The organism is Parasaccharibacter sp. TMW2.1890 (assembly GCF_023337645.1).
In the GTDB taxonomy this organism is placed as follows: domain Bacteria; phylum Pseudomonadota; class Alphaproteobacteria; order Acetobacterales; family Acetobacteraceae; genus Bombella; species Bombella apis.
The window spans coordinates 587,446-608,544 of sequence record NZ_NWUV01000001.1; the positions used below are offsets into that span (position 1 = coordinate 587,446).

Sequence of the window (21,099 nt, forward strand, 5' to 3'; positions counted from 1 at the left end):
CTTAGCTCTCGCGCCTATAGAAAGAAAAGAGTTTTTTTGCGGGAGATGGATGACAATGTCCAAAAGCACCAATCAGGCCGGTCTGCATTCTTTCTTTCATGCCCCCCTCAAGGAGAGGGATCATGAAGTCAGTGCGATCCTGAATGCCGAGCTTGAACGCCAGCAGGATGGCATCGAGCTGATCGCTTCTGAGAACATGGCGTCTTTCGCCGTAATGGAGGCTCAGGGGTCCGTCCTGACCAACAAATATGCCGAGGGTCTGCCGGGTCGCCGCTATTATGGTGGCTGCGTTGATGTGGACAAGGTCGAGAATCTTGCCATCGACCGTCTGAAAAAACTTTTCGGTGCTGAATTCGTCAATGTCCAGCCCCATTCCGGTGCCAATGCCAATCAGGCGGCCTTCATGGCACTGGCAAAGCCGGGTGACACCATCCTCGGCATGAGCCTTGCCGCCGGTGGCCACCTGACCCACGGTGCAGCCCCGAACTATTCCGGCAAATGGTTCAAGGCTGTGCAGTACGGTGTGCGTGGCGAGGACGGCCTGCTCGATTACGAGGAGATGGAGCGTCTGGCCCGTGAGCACAAACCCCGCATCATCGTGGCGGGCAGCTCGGCCTATCCCCGCGTGATCGACTTCCCCCGTTTCCGCAAGATTGCTGATGAGGTCGGTGCCTATCTGATGGTGGACATGGCCCATTTCGCCGGGCTTGTGGCGGCTGGCCTCTATCCCAGCCCGGTTCCTCACGCTGATATCACGACTTCCACGACACACAAGACGCTGCGTGGCCCCCGTGGCGGCATCATCATGACCAACGATGCGGAGATCGCCAAGAAGATCAACTCTGCGGTGTTCCCTGGTCTCCAGGGTGGCCCATTGATGCACGTCATCGCCGGTAAGGCTGTAGCTTTCGGTGAGGCCCTGCAGGGTGAGTTCAAGGAATATCAGCAGCGTGTGCAGGCAAATGCCCGTGCGCTGGCTGACGAGCTGCTGAAATGTGGGTTCGATATCGTGACGGGTGGTACGGATACTCATCTTGTGCTGGTGGACCTGCGCCCCAAGAAGGTGACCGGCAAGAAGGCCGAGGCCCTTATGGAACGTGCTGGCATCACCGCCAACAAGAATGCCGTGCCGTTCGATCCTGAAAAGCCGTTCGTCACCTCTGGCGTGCGTCTGGGCAGCCCGGCCGCCACGGCCCGTGGTTTCGGTGAGGCAGAGTTCCGTCAGGTGGCTCGCATGATTGATGCCGTGCTGAGCGCTGATGAGAATGATGACGCTACCTTCGAGCGTATCCGCAAGGATGTGAAGGAGCTGTGTGCTCGCTTCCCGATCTATGATCGTGCGTCTGCCTGATCATGTTCAGTTCTGCCGGGGGAGGGCGTGCCAGTCAGCCCCCGGCAGGAAGGCCGTTCTATAGCGTTTCCGTCGTGATGATGCGGATGCGGTACTGGATGTGCTTCTCAATATCCCGCAGGCGGGTCCGTTCTTCCAGCGTGGCGAACGTGACGGCCCGCCCCTGCTTTCCCGCACGGGCTGTCCGGCCGATGCGGTGAATGTAGAGTTCTGGCGTCTGGGGCAGGTCCATGTTCACGACGAGCTGGATGTCGTCAATATCAAGTCCGCGGGCGGCAATGTCCGTTGTCACGAGGATGGACCCGGTCTGATTCTGGTAGCGGTCCAGAGTCTTTTTGCGGTCTCCCTGCGTCTGCCCGCCATGCAGGGCAATGGCCCTGTATCCGGTTTTTCTCAGGAGTTTTGCGACGGAATCGGCTTTCTGCTTCGTCTTCGTGAAGATGATGCTTCGACCCGTTCCGTCTTTGGCTTGTGCTCCTGACCGTTCCAGAAGTGTCAGGAGCAGGGAGTCTTTCTGCGCCTCGGTGATGAACAGGGCCTGCTGGCGGATGCGCCGTGGCGTGACCTCTTCCTCGCCGGGTTCCACCCGCACGGGGTCTTTCGTGACCTGTTTGGCCAGTGTCATGACAGGTTCCGGCAGCGTGGCGGAGCAGAAGATGGTCTGGGGCCGATCGGCGATGTAGGGCACGAGAGCCGTCATGCTGGCGGAGAATTCTTCATCCAGAAGACGGTCGGCTTCATCCAACACCAGATAGATGATGTGTTCCAGTGACAGTTCACCTTTCTCCACGAAGTCCAGAAGACGGCCATGCGTGGCGACGATGATGTCGGCTCCCTGTTCCAGTGAGCGTGCCTGCTGGTCACGGGGCACGCCGCCACAGATGACCCGCGTGCGAAGGGGAAGTTGACGGCCCAGCTGACGGCAGACCCCGGCTGTCTGCATGGCGAGGTCACGGGTTGGCTCTAGGATCAGGACCCGTGGAATGGACCCGGCAGTTCCGTCCTGTTTGAGGCTGGCCAGTTTCTGGAGGGCGGGCAGGACAAAAGCTGCCGTCTTGCCCGTGCCGGTCTGGCCGGGCAGGAGAACGTCACGCCCCGCCAGCAGGGGGGGGATGCCCTGCTGCTGTATGGGGGTTGGTCTGGCCATGCCTGCTTTCCAGGCGGCCTGTGCCAGCTCGTCTGAAAGGCCGAGGTCTGTAAAATCTGTTTGTGTCATGAATGCTGTTCTTGCCAGAAGAGGGATGTCGATGTGATGCACGGGACCATACCCGCAGGAGATCAGGAATGCATGCAGCCATCATAGCTGAAGATTTCGCCGGAATGAGATCCCAGGGGCGAGGGCTGGCAGAGCGGACGGGTTTTTCGTGGGAGTTCCATCCTGTCATCACCAACAGGGGAAGGCTGGTCTCACGTCTGTCCGTCCGTTTCTGGCCGCATTCTCTGGGTCTTTTTGCCCCATTCAGCCTTTCTTCTGCAACCCGTCTCATCATCAGCGTGGGTGGAAAGGGCGGCGTGGCCGGGGCGGCTCTCGGAAAACGGTACGGTCTGCCAGTAGTGCAGATACAGCACCCACGAGTGAAACTCTCTCCCTTTGCTCTTGTCGTGGCCAGTCAGCATGACCGGCTTGAGGGGCCGAATGTGCTTTCAGTCCGTACAGCCATGCATGATGTTACACCGGCCCGTCTGGAAGAAGCTGGCAAGCTGTGGAAGGATCGTATCCGGGCAGGGGCAGAAAAGGTGTTGGGGGTGCTTCTGGGTGGCTCCAATGGGCGGTACAGGTTGGAAGAGGCCGAAGCTGCGGTCCTGTCGGAGAAGCTGGCCGGTTTCATGCAGGTGACTGGTGTTCGCTGCGTGCTGACACCATCCAGACGGACATCACGGCAGGCTTTGGAGGTGCTGCGGGAGCGCCTGATGCCTCTGGGGGGTGTCGTGATGGAAGGAAAAGGGAATGAGAATCCTTATATGGGACTGCTGGCCTGCGCTGATGCTCTGGCTGTGACGCAGGATAGTGTATCCATGATCTCCGAAGCAGTGGCGACGGATCGCCCTGTCTGTATTCTGCCATTGAAGGGCCGGTCTTCAAGGCTTGAGAGGTTCGTCGAGATACTTGAAAAAGAGGGACGTGTGCAGTCTTCTTTAAGAAACGTTTCGTTTTATCCTTGTAAAAGACTTGACGATACTTCTCTGGCAGCAGAAGAAATACATCGCCGTATTCAGTTCAATCAGGAAGGATGACCCAATGCTGGATATCAAGACATTTGGCCCGCAGGGGGGGAACGTCCTTTATAAGGCTTTGTCTCACCCTCTGGTTGTAGAGGGAATGAAAGAGCTGGAGCAGACGCTTCAGCACTGCTCTCTTGCCGTTTATGACCCGGAGGGGTACCTGCCGACAGTATGCGGGCTGTATCCTGCTCTTCAGCCTTCCGTCATCCTGACGCATGATAGCGAGCAGGTCGGGCAGCCTGATGGATTTGGCGGGCAGAAAAAGGCTGTCGTCCACATTGCCGAGATTGATGCGGATGCGGTCCTAGTCCTGTCTTTTGATGATGCCAGGATGCGGTCCCGTCTTGGGGGATTTCTCGGGGGGAAGCCTCTTCATACTCTGGGGGATGCACGGTTGCCGGATAAATTTCTGCCTTACCGGCGGCCTTATCTGGACAAATGCAATTTTGCGACCAATTTTGCCTTTTTCCGGGAGACTGAACAGTTCAGCACCAGGCTGGTTACGGCGAATTATTGGTCGAATTATGGTGCAGAAACAATCCGCTATTGGTTGCGGCTCTTTGATGTTACTGGTCACGTTCTGGCTGAATGGTTTGAGGAGGTGGAAGAGGCTGATGCGGGTGTAGTGATTGACAGCCGCACGGTGAAGAAACAGTTTGGCCTGCCAGATTTTGTTGGACAGCTTTTCATTCATGTCATCGGGGCGAAAGGCCATGATGTCGTGAAATATGCGCTGGACAGTTTTGGCCGGAATGGTGATCCCAGCCTGTCTGTTACCCATGATGCCAATGCCTGGCCTTCCATGCGCTTTGCCACATTGCCAGCTCCAGACGACGAGGAGACGGTCCGCCTCTGGATACAGAACAGTCATGGCACGGCCATTCCGTCAGGGGCGATCACGCTGAACCCGATGGGCGAGGAAGAGCATCGTGCGGTAAGGCAGGTTATCGGACCTTATGAGACGGTCGCTGTTGATGTGGGAGCGTTGTTTCCTGATCTGGAATGGCCAGCCCAGCTTGAACTTCGTTCCGGGCAGCATCTGGTGCGGCCCCGCTACGAGGTTGTGCAGAGGGGCCGGACCCGTATTGCCCATATGAATGTTGAGCGTGCCGACCTGCTGCCGGACCCGGCAATCCGCACGATGTCCCCGTTGCTTGGGCGTGGTTTCGTTCTGCCTTTTCCGGTGCCGGACCCGGCCATCTATACGAGCTTCGTCCAGCCGACACCCATGTCGGAATCCCTGAAAAGCCTGCCGATGAGACTGGACCTGTTTGATGAAGCCGGTCAGAGCTGTGGGAGCCATTTTCTGGGTGATCTGCCCCGCAATCATCAGGGAGCCGTGGCCCTGCATGAACTGATGGACCAGCCGGGCCATGCGGAGCTTGTCTATGATTTCCGGGATGGGGGTGAGGGGGATGGCTGGCCTCATGCGCTGATGCGTTACCGTCATGTCGGGACAGACCATGCTGCCGAGACGAGTTTTGGCGGGCATATTTTCAACACCATGATGACCTGGCGGAATGAGCCGCAGTCCTATGCAGGTCCACCGCCGGGCCTGACCACCCGGCTGTTCCTGAAGCTGGGGCAGAAGCTTGATGGTGTTACCCTGAAAAGCTTCTGCCATCTGATCTATCCCACGTCCCTGCGGGATGGGCGTCAGCCTTCCAGGACCTGTCTGCATCTTCACGCTGCCAATGGGGCTGAAGTGGCGCAGGAGACCATCAGTATTCAGCCTTCCGGTTCCTGGCTTCTGAAGCCTCATGAGCTTTTTGATGCGGAGCTGTTACAGAAGGCAGGAGAGGGGGGGTATGTTCTCATACGGGACCTGACCTGCCGTCTGTTCGGGTATCATGGGCTGGAGAATGGCGTTGGGAGTTTCTCTCTGGATCACATGTTTGGTTTTTGAGAGGGTTATTGAAATAATCTGTACCGTTCTCCCTTATTGCTCTTGCAAGCGTTAGGGGAGAGCGGTATAAGGCGCTCATCCAAAGGGACGGATGCGTAGCTCAGCGGTAGAGCACTGCCTTCACACGGCAGGGGTCACAGGTTCAATCCCTGTCGCATCCACCACGCTTTTTCCCCAGAAAACTGCCGTTTTTCGCTATCCCGAGACAGAGCATCTCTTAGCGATTGACCCAAATTTGACCTAGGTTTAACCGTTTTTGTGGTCATAAGAGTGGGTCAGGGAGAAGCTTGGATGGCTTTTATTGCCCTGTCCGTGGCAGCTCGGAAGAAGCTGAAACGTCGTCTGGAAAAACATGCAGGGCTTCGCCTGCGAGGGAGTGTGACCATAGAAGCGCGCGTTAGCGTCCAGGGTCGGCGTCTCGCGAGGAGTTTTTCTGACAGTTCCGATATTTTCACCAACCTGGATGCCGCCATCGCTTGGCAAGCCGTTCAAAAGGCGTCTCAGGACGTTCCACAAGGTGTTTGCCAGCCAGTCGTTTCACCGCCTGATCCTGTTCCTGTGGAGACTGTTTCTTCGTCTTCCCCCTTTGCCGAATGGACAGTGGCTGATCTTCTGAGAAAGTTTGGGCAGTATCATATCGAACAGGGGAAAGTCAGTTACGTGTCCCATATTTCCTCGTTTCTCAAACGCTGGAAAAATCTTCCCCTTGTGCAGTGCAAGTTGGGCACATTGCGCGCGGTTCATATTCGCCAGTTTCGTGAGAGCATGAAGGAAAGGGGATTATGTGCTGCAACGATCAACAAACGGATCGGGTTGATTGAAGTTGCCATCAATTTTCTGAATCGCGAACACGATGCTGAGCTGACCAACTATGCTTCTTCAGATTACGTCGCCCATATCAAGAATGCCGACAAGCGCCGGAGCCGCCGCGTCAGTGACGAGGAGCTGACCCTCATCCTCCGGCATTTCAAAGGCCCCACAGCCAGACATGCGGCAGCCCTGATCTGTTTCTGCTTCCATCAGGGCACAAGACGCTCAGAGGCCTTCAACATGACCTGGGGCGACGTCGATTTTGACAATCACGCCATTCGCTTTCCCAAACACAAGACGATGAATTACGACCAGGAACTTGGCGGGCAGGTTCGTGTCATGACCGGCAAGGCGCGGGACCTGCTGTTACGGCTCAGGGAGGAGGCAGGCCGTGTTACTGCCTCCCAAAAGGTCTTCAATGCCTATGCGAGAGTGGATGGTTACAGCCTTGCCTTCAGGCGCGCGACCAAAGAGGCCGGACTGGAAGACATCCGCCTGCATGACCTCCGGCATGAGGCCACAACGCGGATTGCTGCCCTCTGTGGTCATAATACTTCCCTCATCAAGCGTGTTACCGGCCATCGGGATGATGCCTCCCTGGCCCGTTATACCCATACAAGCACCAACAGCATAGCCATGCTCATGTCCAGGAATGCCATTCAGCATGAATAACCATGAATGCGCATCCATTTCTTCAACAAACTGCAACGGAAATTTAGGGTAAACTGAAAAAAGTGCTTTTTTTGTAAGTTTATTATTCCATACCTTTGTCTCAAATAAAGATTTTGTCTGAGACAACTGGGGAAAAGCCTTGCCTGGACCTGCCAACAAATATGAAGGGACTGTTTTCCCCGCTGGTATGCGCCAGCGGGGGAAGACGGCCATTCAGGCACGGTTCAGCTTTCAGGGGAAGCGTCATGAGAGAACCTTCTCATCCGGACGAACCCTACAGGACAACCTGAAGACGGCCATGCGCTGGCAGGCTGCACAGAAAGAGGAATTGAAGCTTCGTTCATCCCGGGATCATGGCAGCGTCAAATTTTGCGGAATGACCCTGGAGAGCGGGCTGAGACTACTGGACCTTCATTATCGGGCTGAGAAAAAAACCAGCTATCAGGGCTATATCGCCTTCCTGCTTCAGAACCCGGAGCAATTTCCCCTTCTGCGCATCCCCCTGGAAGACCTGCAACGCAGTGACATCACGAAATTCAGAAAGGACATGCAGGCTCCCTATACGGTGCCTGCAGGGCAAGCCTTTTTACGGGGACGGGCCCGCGTGAAGGGTAAAAGACCACTCAGGGAAAAAACGCGTTCCCGGGCGACGGTCAATAAATACATCAACCTGCTTTCCGTCGTCATTGATCACCTCAATGAGGAGCATGACGCCGATTTTGAAAATGTCGTAAAGACCGTCAGGAAACTCAAGGGCGCTGACAGGAAACGAAAGCACCGCGTTATGGATGACGAGTTTGCCGCCATCCTGTCCCACATCCCCGCGCAGGATGCTTCCGATATCGTGGAATTTTTCACCTTTTCCCTCAATCAGGGCACAAGGCGGCAGGAAACCTTCAATCTGACATGGGGTGATGTCGATCCTGCCAATTACAGATTGACGCTTCCCCATCCCAAGGCTGATTGCAAAACCAAGCCCTTAAGGGTATTCGTTGAAGGACTATTGCCCTCGCATCAACTTTTGAGGCCTACATTGAATCAGACGTCCCACAGCAGCCTTGTTTCCTTCATCTGGCGCATTGCCGACGATTGCCTCCGCGATGTGTATGTACGGGGCAAGTATCGCGATGTGATCCTGCCGATGGTTGTGCTGCGCCGCCTTGACACGTTGCTTGAGCCGACCAAGGACGCCGTTCTGAAAGAAGTCCGGTACCAAAAAGAAAACATTGACGCGACGGAGTTGGACGATGAGCCGCTCAAGGAGGCCTCTGGTTACGTCTTCTTCAACACCAGCGAGTGGACCTTAAAGAAGCTGTACAACACCGCCACCAACAACCGGCAGATCCTCCTAGCTAATATTGAGGATTACCTCAACGGCTTCAGTGACAACGTCAAAGAGATCATCCGTCGCTTCAAACTGTTCGAACAGATGCGCTATATGGCGGAGAAGCAGGTGCTTCTCGACGTCATTGAGAAATTCGTCTCCCCCTGGATCAACCTGACCCCGAATGAGATGGAGGATCCGGAAGGCAACACGCTTCCGGGTCTTTCTAACCTAGGTATGGGATACGTCTTTGAGGAACTGATCCGTAAGTTCAACGAAGAGAACAACGAAGAGGCGGGGGAACACTTCACCCCGCGCGAGGTGATCCACCTCATGACGCACCTGCTTTTCGACCCGATAAAAGGCCCTCTGCCCCAGATCCTGACGATTTACGATCCGGCTTGCGGCTCGGGCGGCATGCTGACCGAGGCTCAGAACTATATCACGGACGCAGATGGCCCTTTCCATGCCCAAGGGGACGTTTACCTCTATGGCAAAGAGATCAACGACGAGACTTACGCGATCTGCAAATCCGACATGATGATCAAGGGCAATAACCCTGAAAACATCCGCGTGGGTTCCACCCTTTCTACCGATGAATTCTCCGATGACCGTTTCGACTTCATGCTGTCCAACCCGCCCTATGGCAAAAGCTGGAACAGCGAGGTGAAGTACATCAAAGACGGCAAGGACGTCATTGATCCCCGTTTTAAAGTCGAGCTGGCCGATTACTGGGGCAAGGTCGAAACGATGGATGCCACCCCGCGCTTACCGGATGGCCAGCTGCTGTTCCTGATGGAGATGATCAGCAAAATGAAACCCACCAGCGCCAGCCCTCTGGGCTCGCGCATCGCGTCGGTCCATAACGGCTCCAGCCTGTTCACTGGGGATGCGGGCAAAGGGGAATCCAACATCCGCCGCTTTATCATCGAAAATGATATGCTGGATACCATCATCCAGCTGCCCAACAACCTGTTCTACAACACCGGCATCACCACCTATATCTGGCTCCTGTCCAACGCCAAGCCCGAGGCACGGCGCGGGCGGGTCCAACTGATTGACGCCAGCCTCATGTTCCGCAAGCTGCGCAAAAACCTTGGCGACAAGAACTGCGAGTTTTCGGACGAACATATCCAGCAGATCACCGAGGCCTTCCTGAACTTCGCCCCTGTCGAGCGCCAGATCGACGCGGCGGGCGATCCGCAGGGCATCGCCGTGCAAGTCTTCGACAACGCGGATTTCGGCTATCACAAAGTCACCATTGAACGCCCGGACCGCCGCCGTGCGGGTTTCAGCGCTGAACGCCTCGCCCCCCTACGCTTTGATAAGTCCCTGCGCGAGCCCATGGAATGGCTCTACGACGAACACGGGGATCAGGTCTATCAACCGGGCTTTTTAAAGGAGAAGGCCAAGCAGATCACCGCGTGGTGTGAGGAAGCCGGGCTACCCCTGAACGCCAAGGCCAAGGCCAAGCTGCTCGACACCAACTACTGGGTCAAGCTGCGCGACCTGCTGGCCACGGCGACCCAGATCATGGGCGATGTGGGCCTTGAGGAGACCGGCGACTTCAACGCCTTCCGCAAGGCGGTCAACGCCGCGATCAAGGCGCGCAAGATCAAGCTGGCCGTGACCGAGAAGAACGCCATCCTGAACGCCGTCAGCTGGTACGACGAGACCGCGCAAAAGGTCATCGCCAAGAAACACAAGATGACCGACGCAGAGGTTGAGGATCTGGCCACGCATCTGGGCTGTGCGGCGGAGGATCTGGCTGATTTCGGTTGGTACCGGCAGAAGGATGGCAGCTACCTGACCTATGAGAGCACTGCAGAGCTGCGCGATGAGGAAAGTGTGGCCCTAAAGGATAACATCCACCGCTACTTCTTGACGGAGGTGAAGCCGCATGTGGAAGAAGCCTGGATCAACCTAGACAGCGTGAAGATCGGCTACGAGATCAGCTTCAACAAGTATTTCTATCGCCACAAGCCGCTGCGCAGCCTTGAAGAGGTGACGCAGGACATTCTGGCCCTGGAAGAAAAAGCCGACGGGCTGATTGCAGACATTCTGGGTGTCGAGGTCGCGACCAAGCTGGAGCCGTCGGAATGAACATCGCGGCATATCCGAAGTATGACAGCTATCAGGAGGTCAAAATCTCTTGGTGCGAAGAACTTCCTTCGCACTGGACGACCCAGCCTATCAGAAACCTATTTACAGAAAGCCGTCGCAAGAACGGCGATGGTAAGAACAAAGACTATCTGTCGCTTATGGCTAATCGGGGGATCATTCCCTACTCGGAGAAGGGCGATGTAGGCAACAAAATGCCAGCTGACCTCAGCGGCTGCAAACTCGTCGACGTTGACGACTTCGTATTGAACAGCATGAACTTTGGTATTGGCTCGTTTGGCGTGTCGAGCCTCAAAGGCGTATGCAGTTCAGTCTATGTAATCTTGAAGGCGAATAATCCAGCATCAATTAAGTACTACGAGCGGATTTTTCAGCACCCTCAGTTTCAGACATTTTCGCAGTCCCTTGGCAACGGCATTCTTGCGCACCGTTGCGCAATCGGCTGGGATGAATTGAAGAACGCTCACTTTCCCGTGCCACCCGTCGAAGAGATCCAGGCCATTGCGGCGTTTCTGGATGGGAAATGCGCCACGATTGACGAGGCGGTGCGGATCAAGGATGAGCAGATCAGGCTCTTGGCCGAGCGCAGGCAGATCCTGATCCAAGAAGCCGTCACTCGCGGCCTGAACCCCGACGCCCCCATGAAGGACAGCGGCATCGACTGGATCGGCCAGATCCCCGCGCACTGGGAGGTGAAGCGCCTAAAGGATGTATCTCGCTCAGTCAAAACGGGGAGGACACCTTCTTCAAGCTCAGTTATGGACTACTTCGAGGGCGGCACCATTCCGTGGTATACTCCCGGTGACGTTCAGGACGGCGGCGTTTTCGGCGCGAGCGAAAAACGCCTGTCCCCAAGCGCTATTTCTCACGGGCATGTAGATCTGTTCCCCGAAAACTGCATTTTCTTCATCGGGATCGGTGGAACACTTGGAAAAGCGAACATCAGCCGCGTACCCGCCAGTTGCAACCAGCAGTTTAACGTAATCGCACCGAACAAGGATATCGTCCCGGATTGGCTCTTGGTCTGGCTCAACGTTTCCCGCGACGTGGTTTTCAACCAGACCGACTACACGACAATGCCGATCATGAACCAGTCGAAGACGAAGCGCATTCCACTTCCTGTACCGCCCTTGGGCGAGCAGGAAGAAATTCTCGGAACTCTGAGGGACAGGCGAGCAAAAATTAACGCGGCCATTGCCCTCAAAAAATCCCAGATCACCGCATTGCGGGAATACAAGGCAAGTTTGATCAACGCGGCGGTGACTGGTAAGATCAAGGTATTGTAAACGCCCGGCCCCTCGACGGGGCGGGGTAGAAACTTATTTGAAAGCAACGCCATGAATATCGCGGTCAGCAACACCAAGGAAATCGCCCTCGAACAGGCCATCGAGAGGCAGCTTTGCGGTGCGAGCTCCGAAGAGCTGGCCGCCGGGGCCATCGCCTCTGGCCCTTTCCGCATCGGCCAGCCCTCTGATTTCGACGCGACCCTCGCGCTCGACCGCGCGAAGTTTTGGGAGTTCCTCGAAGCCACCCAATCCAAAGACCTCGACAAGCTCAAGCAGCACAACCCTGCCGACTGGCAGGCCAAGATCACCGGCCAGCTCGACAAGCTGATCAAGTCCAAGGGCCTGCTGCACGTCCTGAAAAAGGGCCTACCCGTCGACAACGCGCATTTCCACCTGATGTATCCCGCTCCGCTGGCCAGTTCAGCGCAAAAAGTCCACGACAACTTCGCCGCCAATATCTGGAGCGTGACGCGGCAGGTTCATCACAGTACCGCCAACCCGAATGAATCGGTGGACATGGTGGTGTTTTTGAACGGGCTGCCGCTGGTGACGCTGGAGCTGAAGAACGCTTGGACCCACCAGACCGCCCGCTACCACGGCCAGAAGCAGTACCGTGAGCGTGATACAAACCAGACCCTGCTGCGCTTTGGCCGCGTGCTGGTCCACATGACCGTCGACACCGACGAGGTGTGGATGGCGACGAAGCTGGCGGGAGCCTCGACCTTCTTCCTGCCGTTCAACAAGGGGCACAACGAGGGCGCGGGCAACCCGCCGAACCCGAATGGCCACAAGACGGCCTACCTGTGGGAAGAGGTTCTGCAACCGCAGAGCCTTGCCGGGATCATCCAGCATTTCGTCCTGCTGGAGGGCAAGAAGACCGACCCGCTGGCGAAGAAGACGCTGATCTTCCCGCGATATCACCAGCTGAATGTGGTCCGAAAGCTGCTGTCCCACGCCGCTCAGACGGGCGTAGGGCATAAATACCTGATCCAGCACTCTGCCGGCTCGGGAAAATCCCACAGCATCACCTGGGCCGCCTACCAGCTGATTGAGACCTATCCGGCGACGCTAGATCTGCCCGGCGCCAAGGCGCTGGACGCCCCGCTGTTCGACAGCGTGATCGTCGTGACCGACCGCCGCCTGCTAGACAAGCAGCTGCGCGACAACATCAAGGATTTCTCCGAGGTCAAGAATATTGTGGCCCCGGCGCTGAAGTCCTCGGACCTGAAGACAGCGTTGGAGAACGGCAAGAAGATCATTATCACGACCATCCAGAAGTTCCCCTTCATCATCGACGGCATAGAGGATTTGGGCAACAAGCGTTTCGCAGTGATCATCGACGAGGCGCACAGCGGCCAGAGCGGCATCGCCAGTGACAAGATGAATCAGGCAATGGGCGGCGACCCAGATGAAGATAACGCGCAGGACAAGATTGTGGCGGCCATGCAGGCCCGCAAGATGCGCGGCAATGCGTCCTACTTTGCCTTTACCGCGACGCCGAAGCCGATCACTCTGGAAAAGTTCGGTGAGCAGCAGCCGGACGGCCGCTTCCGCCCGTTCCACCTGTACAGCATGAAGCAGGCGATCGAGGAGGGCTTCATCCTCGACGTGTTGGCGAATTACACGACCTACAAGGGCTATTACGAGATTCAGAAGTCCATTGAGGACAATCCCCTGTTCGACACATCCAAGGCGCAGAAGAAGCTGCGCGCCTATGTCGAGCGGAGCCAGCAGACGATCAACACCAAGGCCGAGATCATGGTCGAGAATTTCATCGACAAGGTTGTCAACCCCAAGAAATTGCGCGGCAAAGGCAAAGGGATGATCGTAACCCAAAATATCGAGGTGGCGATCCGCTACTACAAGGCCGTACAGGCAGAGCTTGCCAAGCGCGGTTACCCGTTCAAGGCGCTAATTGCCTTCTCGGGCGAGAAGGAAGTCGATGGGGTCAATTACACCGAGAGCGAGATGAATGGCGTACCTGAGGACAAGACCCGCAGCGAGTTTGACAAGGATGAATTCCGCCTGCTGATCGTCGCAAACAAGTATCTCACCGGTTTCAACCAGCCGAAGCTCTGTGCGATGTACGTCGACAAAAAGCTGCAGTCGGTTCTGGCAGTCCAGGCCCTGTCCCGTTTGAACCGGTCCTCCCCCAAGCTAGGCAAACGGACGGAGGATCTGTTTGTTCTCGACTTTTTCAACTCGATCGAGGACATCAAGGCTGCCTTCGACCCGTTCTTCACGGTGACGACCTTATCTGAGGCGACGGACGTGAACGTCTTACACGAGCTGAAAGCAGCTTTGGATGATGTCGGCGTCTACGAATGGTCAGAGGTGGAGGAATTCTGCAAAAGGTTCTTTGACGGCGAAGATTCCGAGAAACTCAGCCCCCCGATTGACGTGGCTGCCGAACGTTTCAACACCGGCCTGGAACTGGAAGACCCGGAGAAGATCGACTTCAAGATCAAAGCGAAGCAGTTCGTGAAGATCTACGGCCAGATGGCTGCAATCGTGCCGTTCGAAGTGGAGGCTTGGGAGAAGCTCTTCTGGTTCCTGAAGTTCCTGGTCCCGAAGCTAAGCATCAAGGACCCGAATCAGGATGCGTTGGATGATCTTCTCGAGGCCGTTGACCTTTCGTCATATGGGCTAGAGCGGACAAAACTAAACCAGACCATCGGCTTGGACTCTTCAGAAGCAGAGCTAGATCCACAGAACCCCACCCCCCGCGGCTATCGCGAAGGAGAGGTGCAGGAAGACCCGTTGGAAGAGATCATTCGCAGCTTCAACGAACGTTGGTTCCAAGGCTGGAGCGCCACCCCGGAAGAACAACGGATCAAGTTTCTGAACATAGTTGAAAGTGTTCAGGCACATCCCGATTTCGAGAAGAAATTTGATGAAAATTCTGATCCCTACAGCCGTAACTTGGCATTTGAAAAAATTATGAAAGAAGTCATGCTAAAACGCCGGAAAGAGGAGTTGGAACTCTACAAGCTTCACAATCAGGACGAGGCGTTCAGATCTGCACTATACCTAAGCGTCAAGGAGGCGCTGACAAAGAGCCTGCGCTGACAATGACTGAAGCGTGCCTGCCCAGACTTCGGCGACAATAAATGCGTCTAATGGACTCGAATTGACCTCCTCCACCTATTGTCTCTCGATCATAACCAGGGTCTGTCAGTTTGATATTGTTGGTCGGCAGGTTGATCGAATGACAAGCACGTCTGGCTCTGTGCCTTTAGGCCACTTGCGGCACAGGCCCCGGTCCTTTTAGGCTCAAAGGACCGCTTTTTGCCGCCGTGCCTTGGGTCAGGGGCAGAGCTGCGGGACGGTAGCGATCCTGCGTCAGGTTGACGCAGGCCCGGAAGATGAGGAAGTGACAGACAAGTTCTCCTGGTCAATCTTTGGCCAGCGTTCCTCCGGGATGGATGAATGGCGGCTCTGGCTTAAATGCTGCTACCGCCATGCCGCTGTGGCGCAGGTCGGCTTTCCGCCCAAAGTCGTCATGGTTTACGCCTTCAAGAAAAGTGTCGGATAGCTCACAGCTTCCACAGTCTGCCTAAGGTTTGCTGTTGTAATACCAGAGAGATATGTCGTAGCCCCCTGACTCTTATGGCTGGCTTCATGACCAAGGAGAGCATCAATCCAAAGCTCTCTCAGGTCTCCAGCCTGATTGCGTAAGCGGGTAGATACAGTGTGCCGGAAACTATGAAAGGTCATGGCGGCAGGCAGGCCTACGGTCGTTTTGAACTTCGAGAAATTCCGGCCAAAGTCTGTGCCACGCGGGCCGCTTTGGGGTGTTTTCAGTTCAGAAAACAGGAATTTTTCACCGTCTTTCCTGAAGTCCAGAATGCCCCATTCCAGCAAGACACTATGGATAGGCACGTTCCGGGTGCCTGCTTCCGTCTTGGGTGTCCACTTGTCTGCAGGGTGAGGGCGGATAAGGAAGCAGGGAATACCGTCAACCTCCTGAATGTCCTCATTCCGTAGGTTGCAGATTTCTCCCAGCCGCATACCGCTATAGGCAGCAACCAGTGTGATGCCTGCAAAGGTCGCCTGTGAGATGGTGCTGCACGTCCATGGTGAAGACGAGAGTAGGGCCAGTTCATCATCTGTCCATGCCCTGCGTGGATTGCGTTTGGTCAGGTCAAAGTCCCAGTTGCTCCATGGGTTCTTCTCTGCAATTTCGCGCCGGAGTAGCTGGTTCCACAGAGCTGAGAGCCTCATAAAGTGGTTCTTTACGCTCTTGCCGCTGAGGGTCGGCAGGTCAAACTCCTGCGCCCGTTCGACCTCAGTATTTAAATCCAAGTCCTGTTTGCCTTTGGCGTAGGAGGTCGGCAAGGAGAAAAGCAGGTCTCTAAACTCCCCAGCCACGCGCCCGGTAATCTCTTTAATCGGCTTATCGCCGAAAGCCTGTACAAACAGCGCCACGGTGCGGGCGGTTTCTTTCTTGGTGGCCTCACTCTTCTGGCTGTCTGCCAGCAAGGCAAGCTGAAGGGCTTCTGTCAGGCGCGGAGAGGTTGGGACAACTGGAGACGGTGTAGGAGATGCCAACTGATGGGACGGTGGTACTGCACCGGGGGCCTGAGACAAAGCTGGGCCTGTCTGGAACAGTTTGATCAGCGTTGCATGAAGCCGGTCTATCTCTTCGGTCTTGCGGGCAAGACTGGCTTTGTCCTGCGTCGTGCCCGTGATCATGTCCTTGCGCAGCTTTATCATGCTCTGGTTCACCTGTTCCAAAGCCTGTGAGGAATAGTCGATGAAAGCCTTTGTTCTCAGCAGGTCTTCATAGCGGCTCATGCTGGCGCGGTAGCGTTCAAGTCTGAGTTGCTCTGCGGCATTGTGTTCGTTGGTCTCTATGACCTCGTTCTGCTTTTTGATGATGTCTTGATAAAGGGCCAGAAGGTCGTCTTTGGTGATGGGCTTCTTCTGGGCTGGATCAGTCATGAGGCGGGCCGTTCTAAATAGTGCACTGGTCTGGGCATGGAGGGCCATGGCAGAGAGACGGGCTTCTGATTTGTTCCCTGTCTTAAGGGAAATCCAGAATTCAGTTTTGCCGAAGAGGGGCCGTAAGGCAACGGGGACGGCACGGCGGAAATGGTAATGGGTGCCCACGAGAGCCAGCATTGGGAACTTCTCCATTTTGGAGAAGGACTATGGAGAAGCGGGTTTACACTTCACTGCTTTCAGGATTTCTTAATAAAATCAATACGTTAAGGTATGCGAACTGCGGGACTCGAACCTGCATCAACCCGTAGTGACACTTTTCTAACTTATTGAAATGGCGTAGAGAATATAATGAGCTGTCTTCCAATTAGATTTTTCTTTTTAACATTGGTGAAGCATTCTGGGAAGATGTAGGCATGGTTGGACCCGGTTTTGTGCGAAATACTTTTTCCCCGTGCATTCCAAGAATATTTACATACCAGTCGAATGATACATCAATGTCATTGACGTTCAGAACAAGATGATCGATCGCTATAACGGATAAGGCGGACATAATACGTCTCCATGTTCGTGAGGTGGGGGGTTCTAAAAACCTTTGTCTGACTTTTCTTGTGCCTGATTTCAGGCTTTTGATGTGTTGATTTTCGCTTTGGGTTTTGAGCAGAGCGAGGGGGGCACGCTCTGTATTGCTACGCGCTCGTGTTAATCCGCTCCAGGAGGAGAAAGCGGCGCATATTATAGACGATATTGACCAGCCCGACCTTCATGGTGGCCCGCGTTATGCCTACGGTTCGGACAAACAGCCCCGTCTGTGATTTCTGATCGGCAAAGACATGCTCGACACGCGACTGGATAACGGATTTTCCTGCATTGGATCTCTGGATATGGCATGGCATAGGCTTGAGATGCGGCTTTTTCCTGTGAACCTTCGAGACAACGCCCTGCTTTTCCATGAAGGCTTCATTGGCTTTTGAGCGGTAGGCTGTATCCGCCCAGACATCAGACGCCGTATTGCTGCGATCAAGAAGTCCCTCACGTAGATCCGCCTTCTCCGCACTGGTATTGCGCTGCTTTGGAGCCGCTACCAGCGTAGCATCCAGGATCTGACCTGACATCGGCAGATAACCGGCATTCCGCAGGGTCGTATCAAAGCGGTTGAACAAAACATCAATGGCTTCCGCCTGTGTCAGACGCTCACGAAACAGCCATACCGTTCTGGCATCAGGTACACGGTCCGACAGTCCCAGACCTAAAAAGCGCATGAAGGAGAGACGGTCGTTGATCAGCTATTCTGTCCGTTCATCGGACAGATTGTTGAGTGTCTGGATCAACAGGATCTTGAACATCAGCACCAGATCAAACGGCGGACACCCGCCTTTGCTCCCGTTTGAATAGGCCAGTGCTCTGTCCAGCTCCGGCGGAACACCTCAAAATCCACAATCCGAGAAAACGCTTCTCCTCATTCCTCCAACCAGAACCGGGAAAATGGAATCACAGCGTAGGCCTCAATACCAAGAGGTTTTTAGAACCCTCCATGCACATGATCGGCCCTGTTTTCTCGTACACTCGGCACAGCCAGGTCCGCATTACGTGACTTTGCTGATTTCTCTGTTCAAGCTTAATCATAATGCCTTGGTGAGGGCGCGTCATCCTGCGTAGCAATGACACGTTATCGGCCTGCGGGATCAGTACTGCTGCTGAATTGTAGCGGCCCATCAGCTTTAGTCTGGTGAGTTCTCAATTGGTTTGCAAGTTTGTTTTTTATTGTCTTAGGTTCGTCCAAAAGCTTGACCCAGAAGCGACCCAGATTTATAAGCTTTTTCATCCTTTTAACCATGGTGTGTTTGTCTTCGGGATTAGCTGTAACACTAGAGAAACTTGGGTTTTTTGAAGATAAAGAAGCGTGTGGGACCGGCCTTCACACGGCAGGGGTCACAGGTTCAATCCCTGTCGCATCCACCATGGATTTCCCGGAAAATGTTGTTTTGCTGTGAGCGACGAAGTGTTCTTCGCTGCAGGTGGAAGAGCTGCCGGTTGGAAGTCGAATGCTGAACGAGCGGCAAGCTACCGTCCCTCAGGGGGTCTCTATCCTGCCACGAGGCCGGGGATAGAGACCGGGCCGTCATGGGGTTGTCAGTCCCATTCCTTGTCCTGCATTTTCCGGATTTCGGGGATGATCTCCTTGGGGGAGACGTTCCGGGCTTTGGAGTGGTCATCCAGTATCACGTCCACCATCTCGGAGATGTCCCTGTCGGGGTCAATCTGAGGCTTGGTGAATTCAAGGTCTTCGTGAGAAACGAGGCTTTCTTCCGGGCAGTACCAGTTCTTGTGCGCTTCGACCATCCGGTCATTGAAGCCAGTCTCGTAAGGCCCAGGGTTGATGCAGGCTACGGAGACACCGAGGTCTTTCAGTTCATTGCGAAGGCTGCGGGCTGAGGTTTCCAGAGCATGTTTGGAGGCACAGTAGGCACCCGTGAAGGGGCCTGTGATGACGCCAGCAATGGAGCTGATGAAAACGATCCGCCCCCGTTTCCTCTTTGCAAAGCGACGGATGAAGGGGTGTGAGACCTCCATTGTTGCAAAATAGTTGACCTCGAACTGACGGCGCAGGACAGGCATTGGCATGTCGGCCAAGGCACCGCCTTCACCGATGCCGGCATTGTTGACGAGAATGTCAACGTCGTGCCGGGCCAGATAGGCACGGTCAACGGGGTCCGTAATGTCAGCCTTGATGACGGACACAGTCACTCCTGCTTCCTTGGCGGCTTCTTCTAGGCAGTTCATCTGGCTGTGCAGATGAACTGCCCCGATGACACGATGGCCGCGCTTTGCCAGTTCGATGCTGAAACGCAGGCCGAGTCCACTGCCTGCGCCTGTGACCAGAATTTTTCGCACTTCATTTGTCATTTCTGGATGATCCTTTGGTTGAATCGGAGCTGACTTCGGACAGCCCTACGATGGGATCCTTGACAAAGACTTTGTCTTTATCAGGACGGTTGGTTGACAGCCCTATGAAAAGGGAAGGGGGGCTGCTACTGCCCGGTTGGTAGATGTCACCACCGGGAAGGAAGCAGTAGGGGGCGTCCAGAAGCGAGACATGACCAAAATTGGAGAGACCAGCAATAACGCTGTCACTGGGCATCCGGAATACATAGCTGGTATATGCCTTGCGGCCGCTGAGACTGAGGCTGACGGGTAGGATGTCGCCGTAGGTCAGGAACAGGAGAGCTGCCCGACAGAGTCAAGAATCTCCAGACATGAGGAGGCTTGGTGCTCTTTGAGGAGGTTTTCGAGAAACCCCCATAGATATGAGATCATCTGCCCGTTCATGAGGTAATGCTTTCTCTTTATGATTATGAGGTGGTGTGTGCGCCGTTTTCACGCCTGAAGACCTTTGCGAAGGCAGAGTGACAAACTAGACTCCATCTTACCGTAGGATTGAAAATATAATTTTTAGTTATCTTCTGGAATGTTGAACTATTTTTCATGTCATGTGTCTTGATGCGTTTGTTATGCTCGTACACTGAGGGGAGGGGCTTCATATATTCAGGTGCCGTCTTGGTTCAGGACGCTTCATGATTTCTACCTGTCACTGCCGGGTATGTCGGATGGGTTTCCCGTTTGTTCAGAGAATGATCGATTGGGGAATGATGCTGGCCCAGTCAGCCGGGAGTATCTTCACGCCATCTAAGAAGCGCATTTTCAGTACGCAATATGCGCTCTCATCTGGGTCTTCTCCTGTCAGGCAGAAGCTTAGAAACAGGCCACGGGCAGAGTCTGTCAGGTTTTCATCAAATCCTCTGGGGGGGGGATAGATCACCTTGATGCCGAAAGAGAGTTCCTGTGAAGGTTTACCATCTAGGGCTGCCATCTTCCTGCGGGTGAGAATTCCATCAGGCAAAGAGCGGCCTCGCAGGCAATATTCGGGCTTACAGCAAGCGAAGGGCTTCCGTCGGATGGGGGAGCGGAGCTTGTTTTGCTGCGGCAAGGACGTCCTGCATGGAATGCTTGGCTCTGTTTGGCACGTAAACACGTTGACCGTTCACTTTCCACCATGAACCTGTATGGGCGGTGTGAAACATAAGCAGGGCCAAGATGACACTCAGAAAAAAATCTATTCTTCATGGGAGCAGATGCAAAACAGAGCCAGAAAGCCCAGCGGAAGGCGGGTGGCCAGTAGTCGATGGCCACGTTCCGGGTGATGTAGGTCACGTTGACGGTCTGGCTGTCCGTCAGGATGACAGGGCGCAGCACTGTGCCCCCAGCCTTGCCCATGCCCTCGCCAAAACTGTCCCGCTGGTCGAACATCTTCATGCGCTGGTCCACGGGCCTGACGGTTTTTCCGTCATCGACCCGCAGAACCCGCACGCTGTCCTCCGGCATGAGGATTTCATACCGCCATAAAGGGCTGTCACTGGCCATAGCCGTGCCTGTTCCCAAGCAGCGGGGCCACTGCCATGTG

The 21,099-nt window shown here is 55.1% G+C and carries 13 protein-coding genes, 1 tRNA gene and 2 pseudogenes; 8 read left to right on the top strand and 8 right to left on the bottom strand.

Features of this window, described 5'->3' with window-relative positions:
• Window positions 1-55 precede the first annotated feature (55 nt).
• Window positions 56-1,351, top strand: coding sequence for a serine hydroxymethyltransferase (glyA, locus tag CPA54_RS02605; RefSeq protein ID WP_081563108.1), 1,296 nt, complete (start codon window positions 56-58; stop codon window positions 1,349-1,351).
• A 58-nt stretch (window positions 1,352-1,409) separates the two neighbouring features.
• Here glyA and CPA54_RS02610 read toward each other — a convergent pair whose 3' ends face one another.
• A complete protein-coding gene (locus CPA54_RS02610) occupies window positions 1,410-2,567 on the bottom strand; it encodes a DEAD/DEAH box helicase (protein WP_249085481.1) in 1,158 nt (385 codons plus the stop codon).
• 68 nt (window positions 2,568-2,635) lie between these two features.
• On the opposite strand from CPA54_RS02610, the gene CPA54_RS02615 reads away from it, so the two are divergent.
• The 7 genes from CPA54_RS02615 (at window position 2,636) to CPA54_RS02645 (ending at window position 14,762) form a co-directional block, all read left to right on the top strand.
• Complete coding sequence (locus CPA54_RS02615; protein ID WP_103765501.1) at window positions 2,636-3,586, top strand: mitochondrial fission ELM1 family protein; 951 nt, start codon at window positions 2,636-2,638, stop codon at window positions 3,584-3,586.
• Window positions 3,587-3,590: 4 nt separating this feature from the next.
• Window positions 3,591-5,480 carry a hypothetical protein gene (locus tag CPA54_RS02620; RefSeq protein ID WP_249085482.1) on the top strand — a complete coding sequence of 630 codons (1,890 nt, stop codon included), beginning with the start codon at window positions 3,591-3,593 and terminating at the stop codon, window positions 5,478-5,480.
• Window positions 5,481-5,569: 89 nt separating this feature from the next.
• A tRNA-Val gene (locus tag CPA54_RS02625) sits at window positions 5,570-5,644 on the top strand.
• Between the two features lie 214 nt (window positions 5,645-5,858).
• On the top strand, window positions 5,859-6,962 hold the full coding sequence (locus CPA54_RS09205; protein ID WP_249085483.1) for a site-specific integrase: 1,104 nt from the start codon (window positions 5,859-5,861) through the stop codon (window positions 6,960-6,962).
• A 139-nt stretch (window positions 6,963-7,101) separates the two neighbouring features.
• A complete protein-coding gene (locus CPA54_RS02635) occupies window positions 7,102-10,389 on the top strand; it encodes an N-6 DNA methylase (RefSeq protein WP_249085484.1) in 3,288 nt (1,095 codons plus the stop codon).
• A complete protein-coding gene (locus tag CPA54_RS02640; protein ID WP_249085485.1) occupies window positions 10,386-11,693 on the top strand; it encodes a restriction endonuclease subunit S in 1,308 nt (435 codons plus the stop codon). Before CPA54_RS02635 ends, CPA54_RS02640 begins: the two co-directional genes overlap by 4 nt.
• Before the next feature lie 51 nt (window positions 11,694-11,744).
• Entirely contained in the window at window positions 11,745-14,762 is a 3,018-nt protein-coding gene (locus tag CPA54_RS02645; RefSeq protein ID WP_249085486.1) for a type I restriction endonuclease subunit R, read from the top strand.
• Window positions 14,763-15,200: 438 nt separating this feature from the next.
• Here the strand turns inward: CPA54_RS02645 and CPA54_RS02650 are convergent, their stop codons facing one another.
• The 7 genes and pseudogenes from CPA54_RS02650 to CPA54_RS02670 all read right to left on the bottom strand — a co-directional run bounded on the left by CPA54_RS02650 (window position 15,201) and on the right by CPA54_RS02670 (window position 21,059).
• Window positions 15,201-16,637: a site-specific integrase gene (locus CPA54_RS02650; protein WP_249085487.1), complete on the bottom strand. Its 1,437-nt coding sequence runs from the start codon at window positions 16,635-16,637 to the stop codon at window positions 15,201-15,203.
• Between the two features lie 15 nt (window positions 16,638-16,652).
• Window positions 16,653-16,832, bottom strand: a pseudogene (locus tag CPA54_RS09230) (DUF6538 domain-containing protein); the annotation flags it as partial.
• A gap of 172 nt (window positions 16,833-17,004) precedes the next feature.
• Complete coding sequence (locus CPA54_RS09235; RefSeq protein WP_408902134.1) at window positions 17,005-17,190, bottom strand: VOC family protein; 186 nt, start codon at window positions 17,188-17,190, stop codon at window positions 17,005-17,007.
• Between the two features lie 136 nt (window positions 17,191-17,326).
• Window positions 17,327-18,093, bottom strand: a pseudogene (locus CPA54_RS02655) (transposase); the annotation flags it as partial.
• 677 nt (window positions 18,094-18,770) lie between these two features.
• Entirely contained in the window at window positions 18,771-19,544 is a 774-nt protein-coding gene (locus CPA54_RS02660; RefSeq protein WP_154981489.1) for an SDR family oxidoreductase, read from the bottom strand.
• 718 nt (window positions 19,545-20,262) lie between these two features.
• Window positions 20,263-20,508, bottom strand: coding sequence for a hypothetical protein (locus tag CPA54_RS02665; protein WP_249085488.1), 246 nt, complete (start codon window positions 20,506-20,508; stop codon window positions 20,263-20,265).
• Complete coding sequence (locus CPA54_RS02670; protein WP_249085489.1) at window positions 20,496-21,059, bottom strand: hypothetical protein; 564 nt, start codon at window positions 21,057-21,059, stop codon at window positions 20,496-20,498. The genes CPA54_RS02665 and CPA54_RS02670 overlap by 13 nt, the downstream gene beginning before the upstream one ends.
• Window positions 21,060-21,099: the final 40 nt, after the last annotated feature.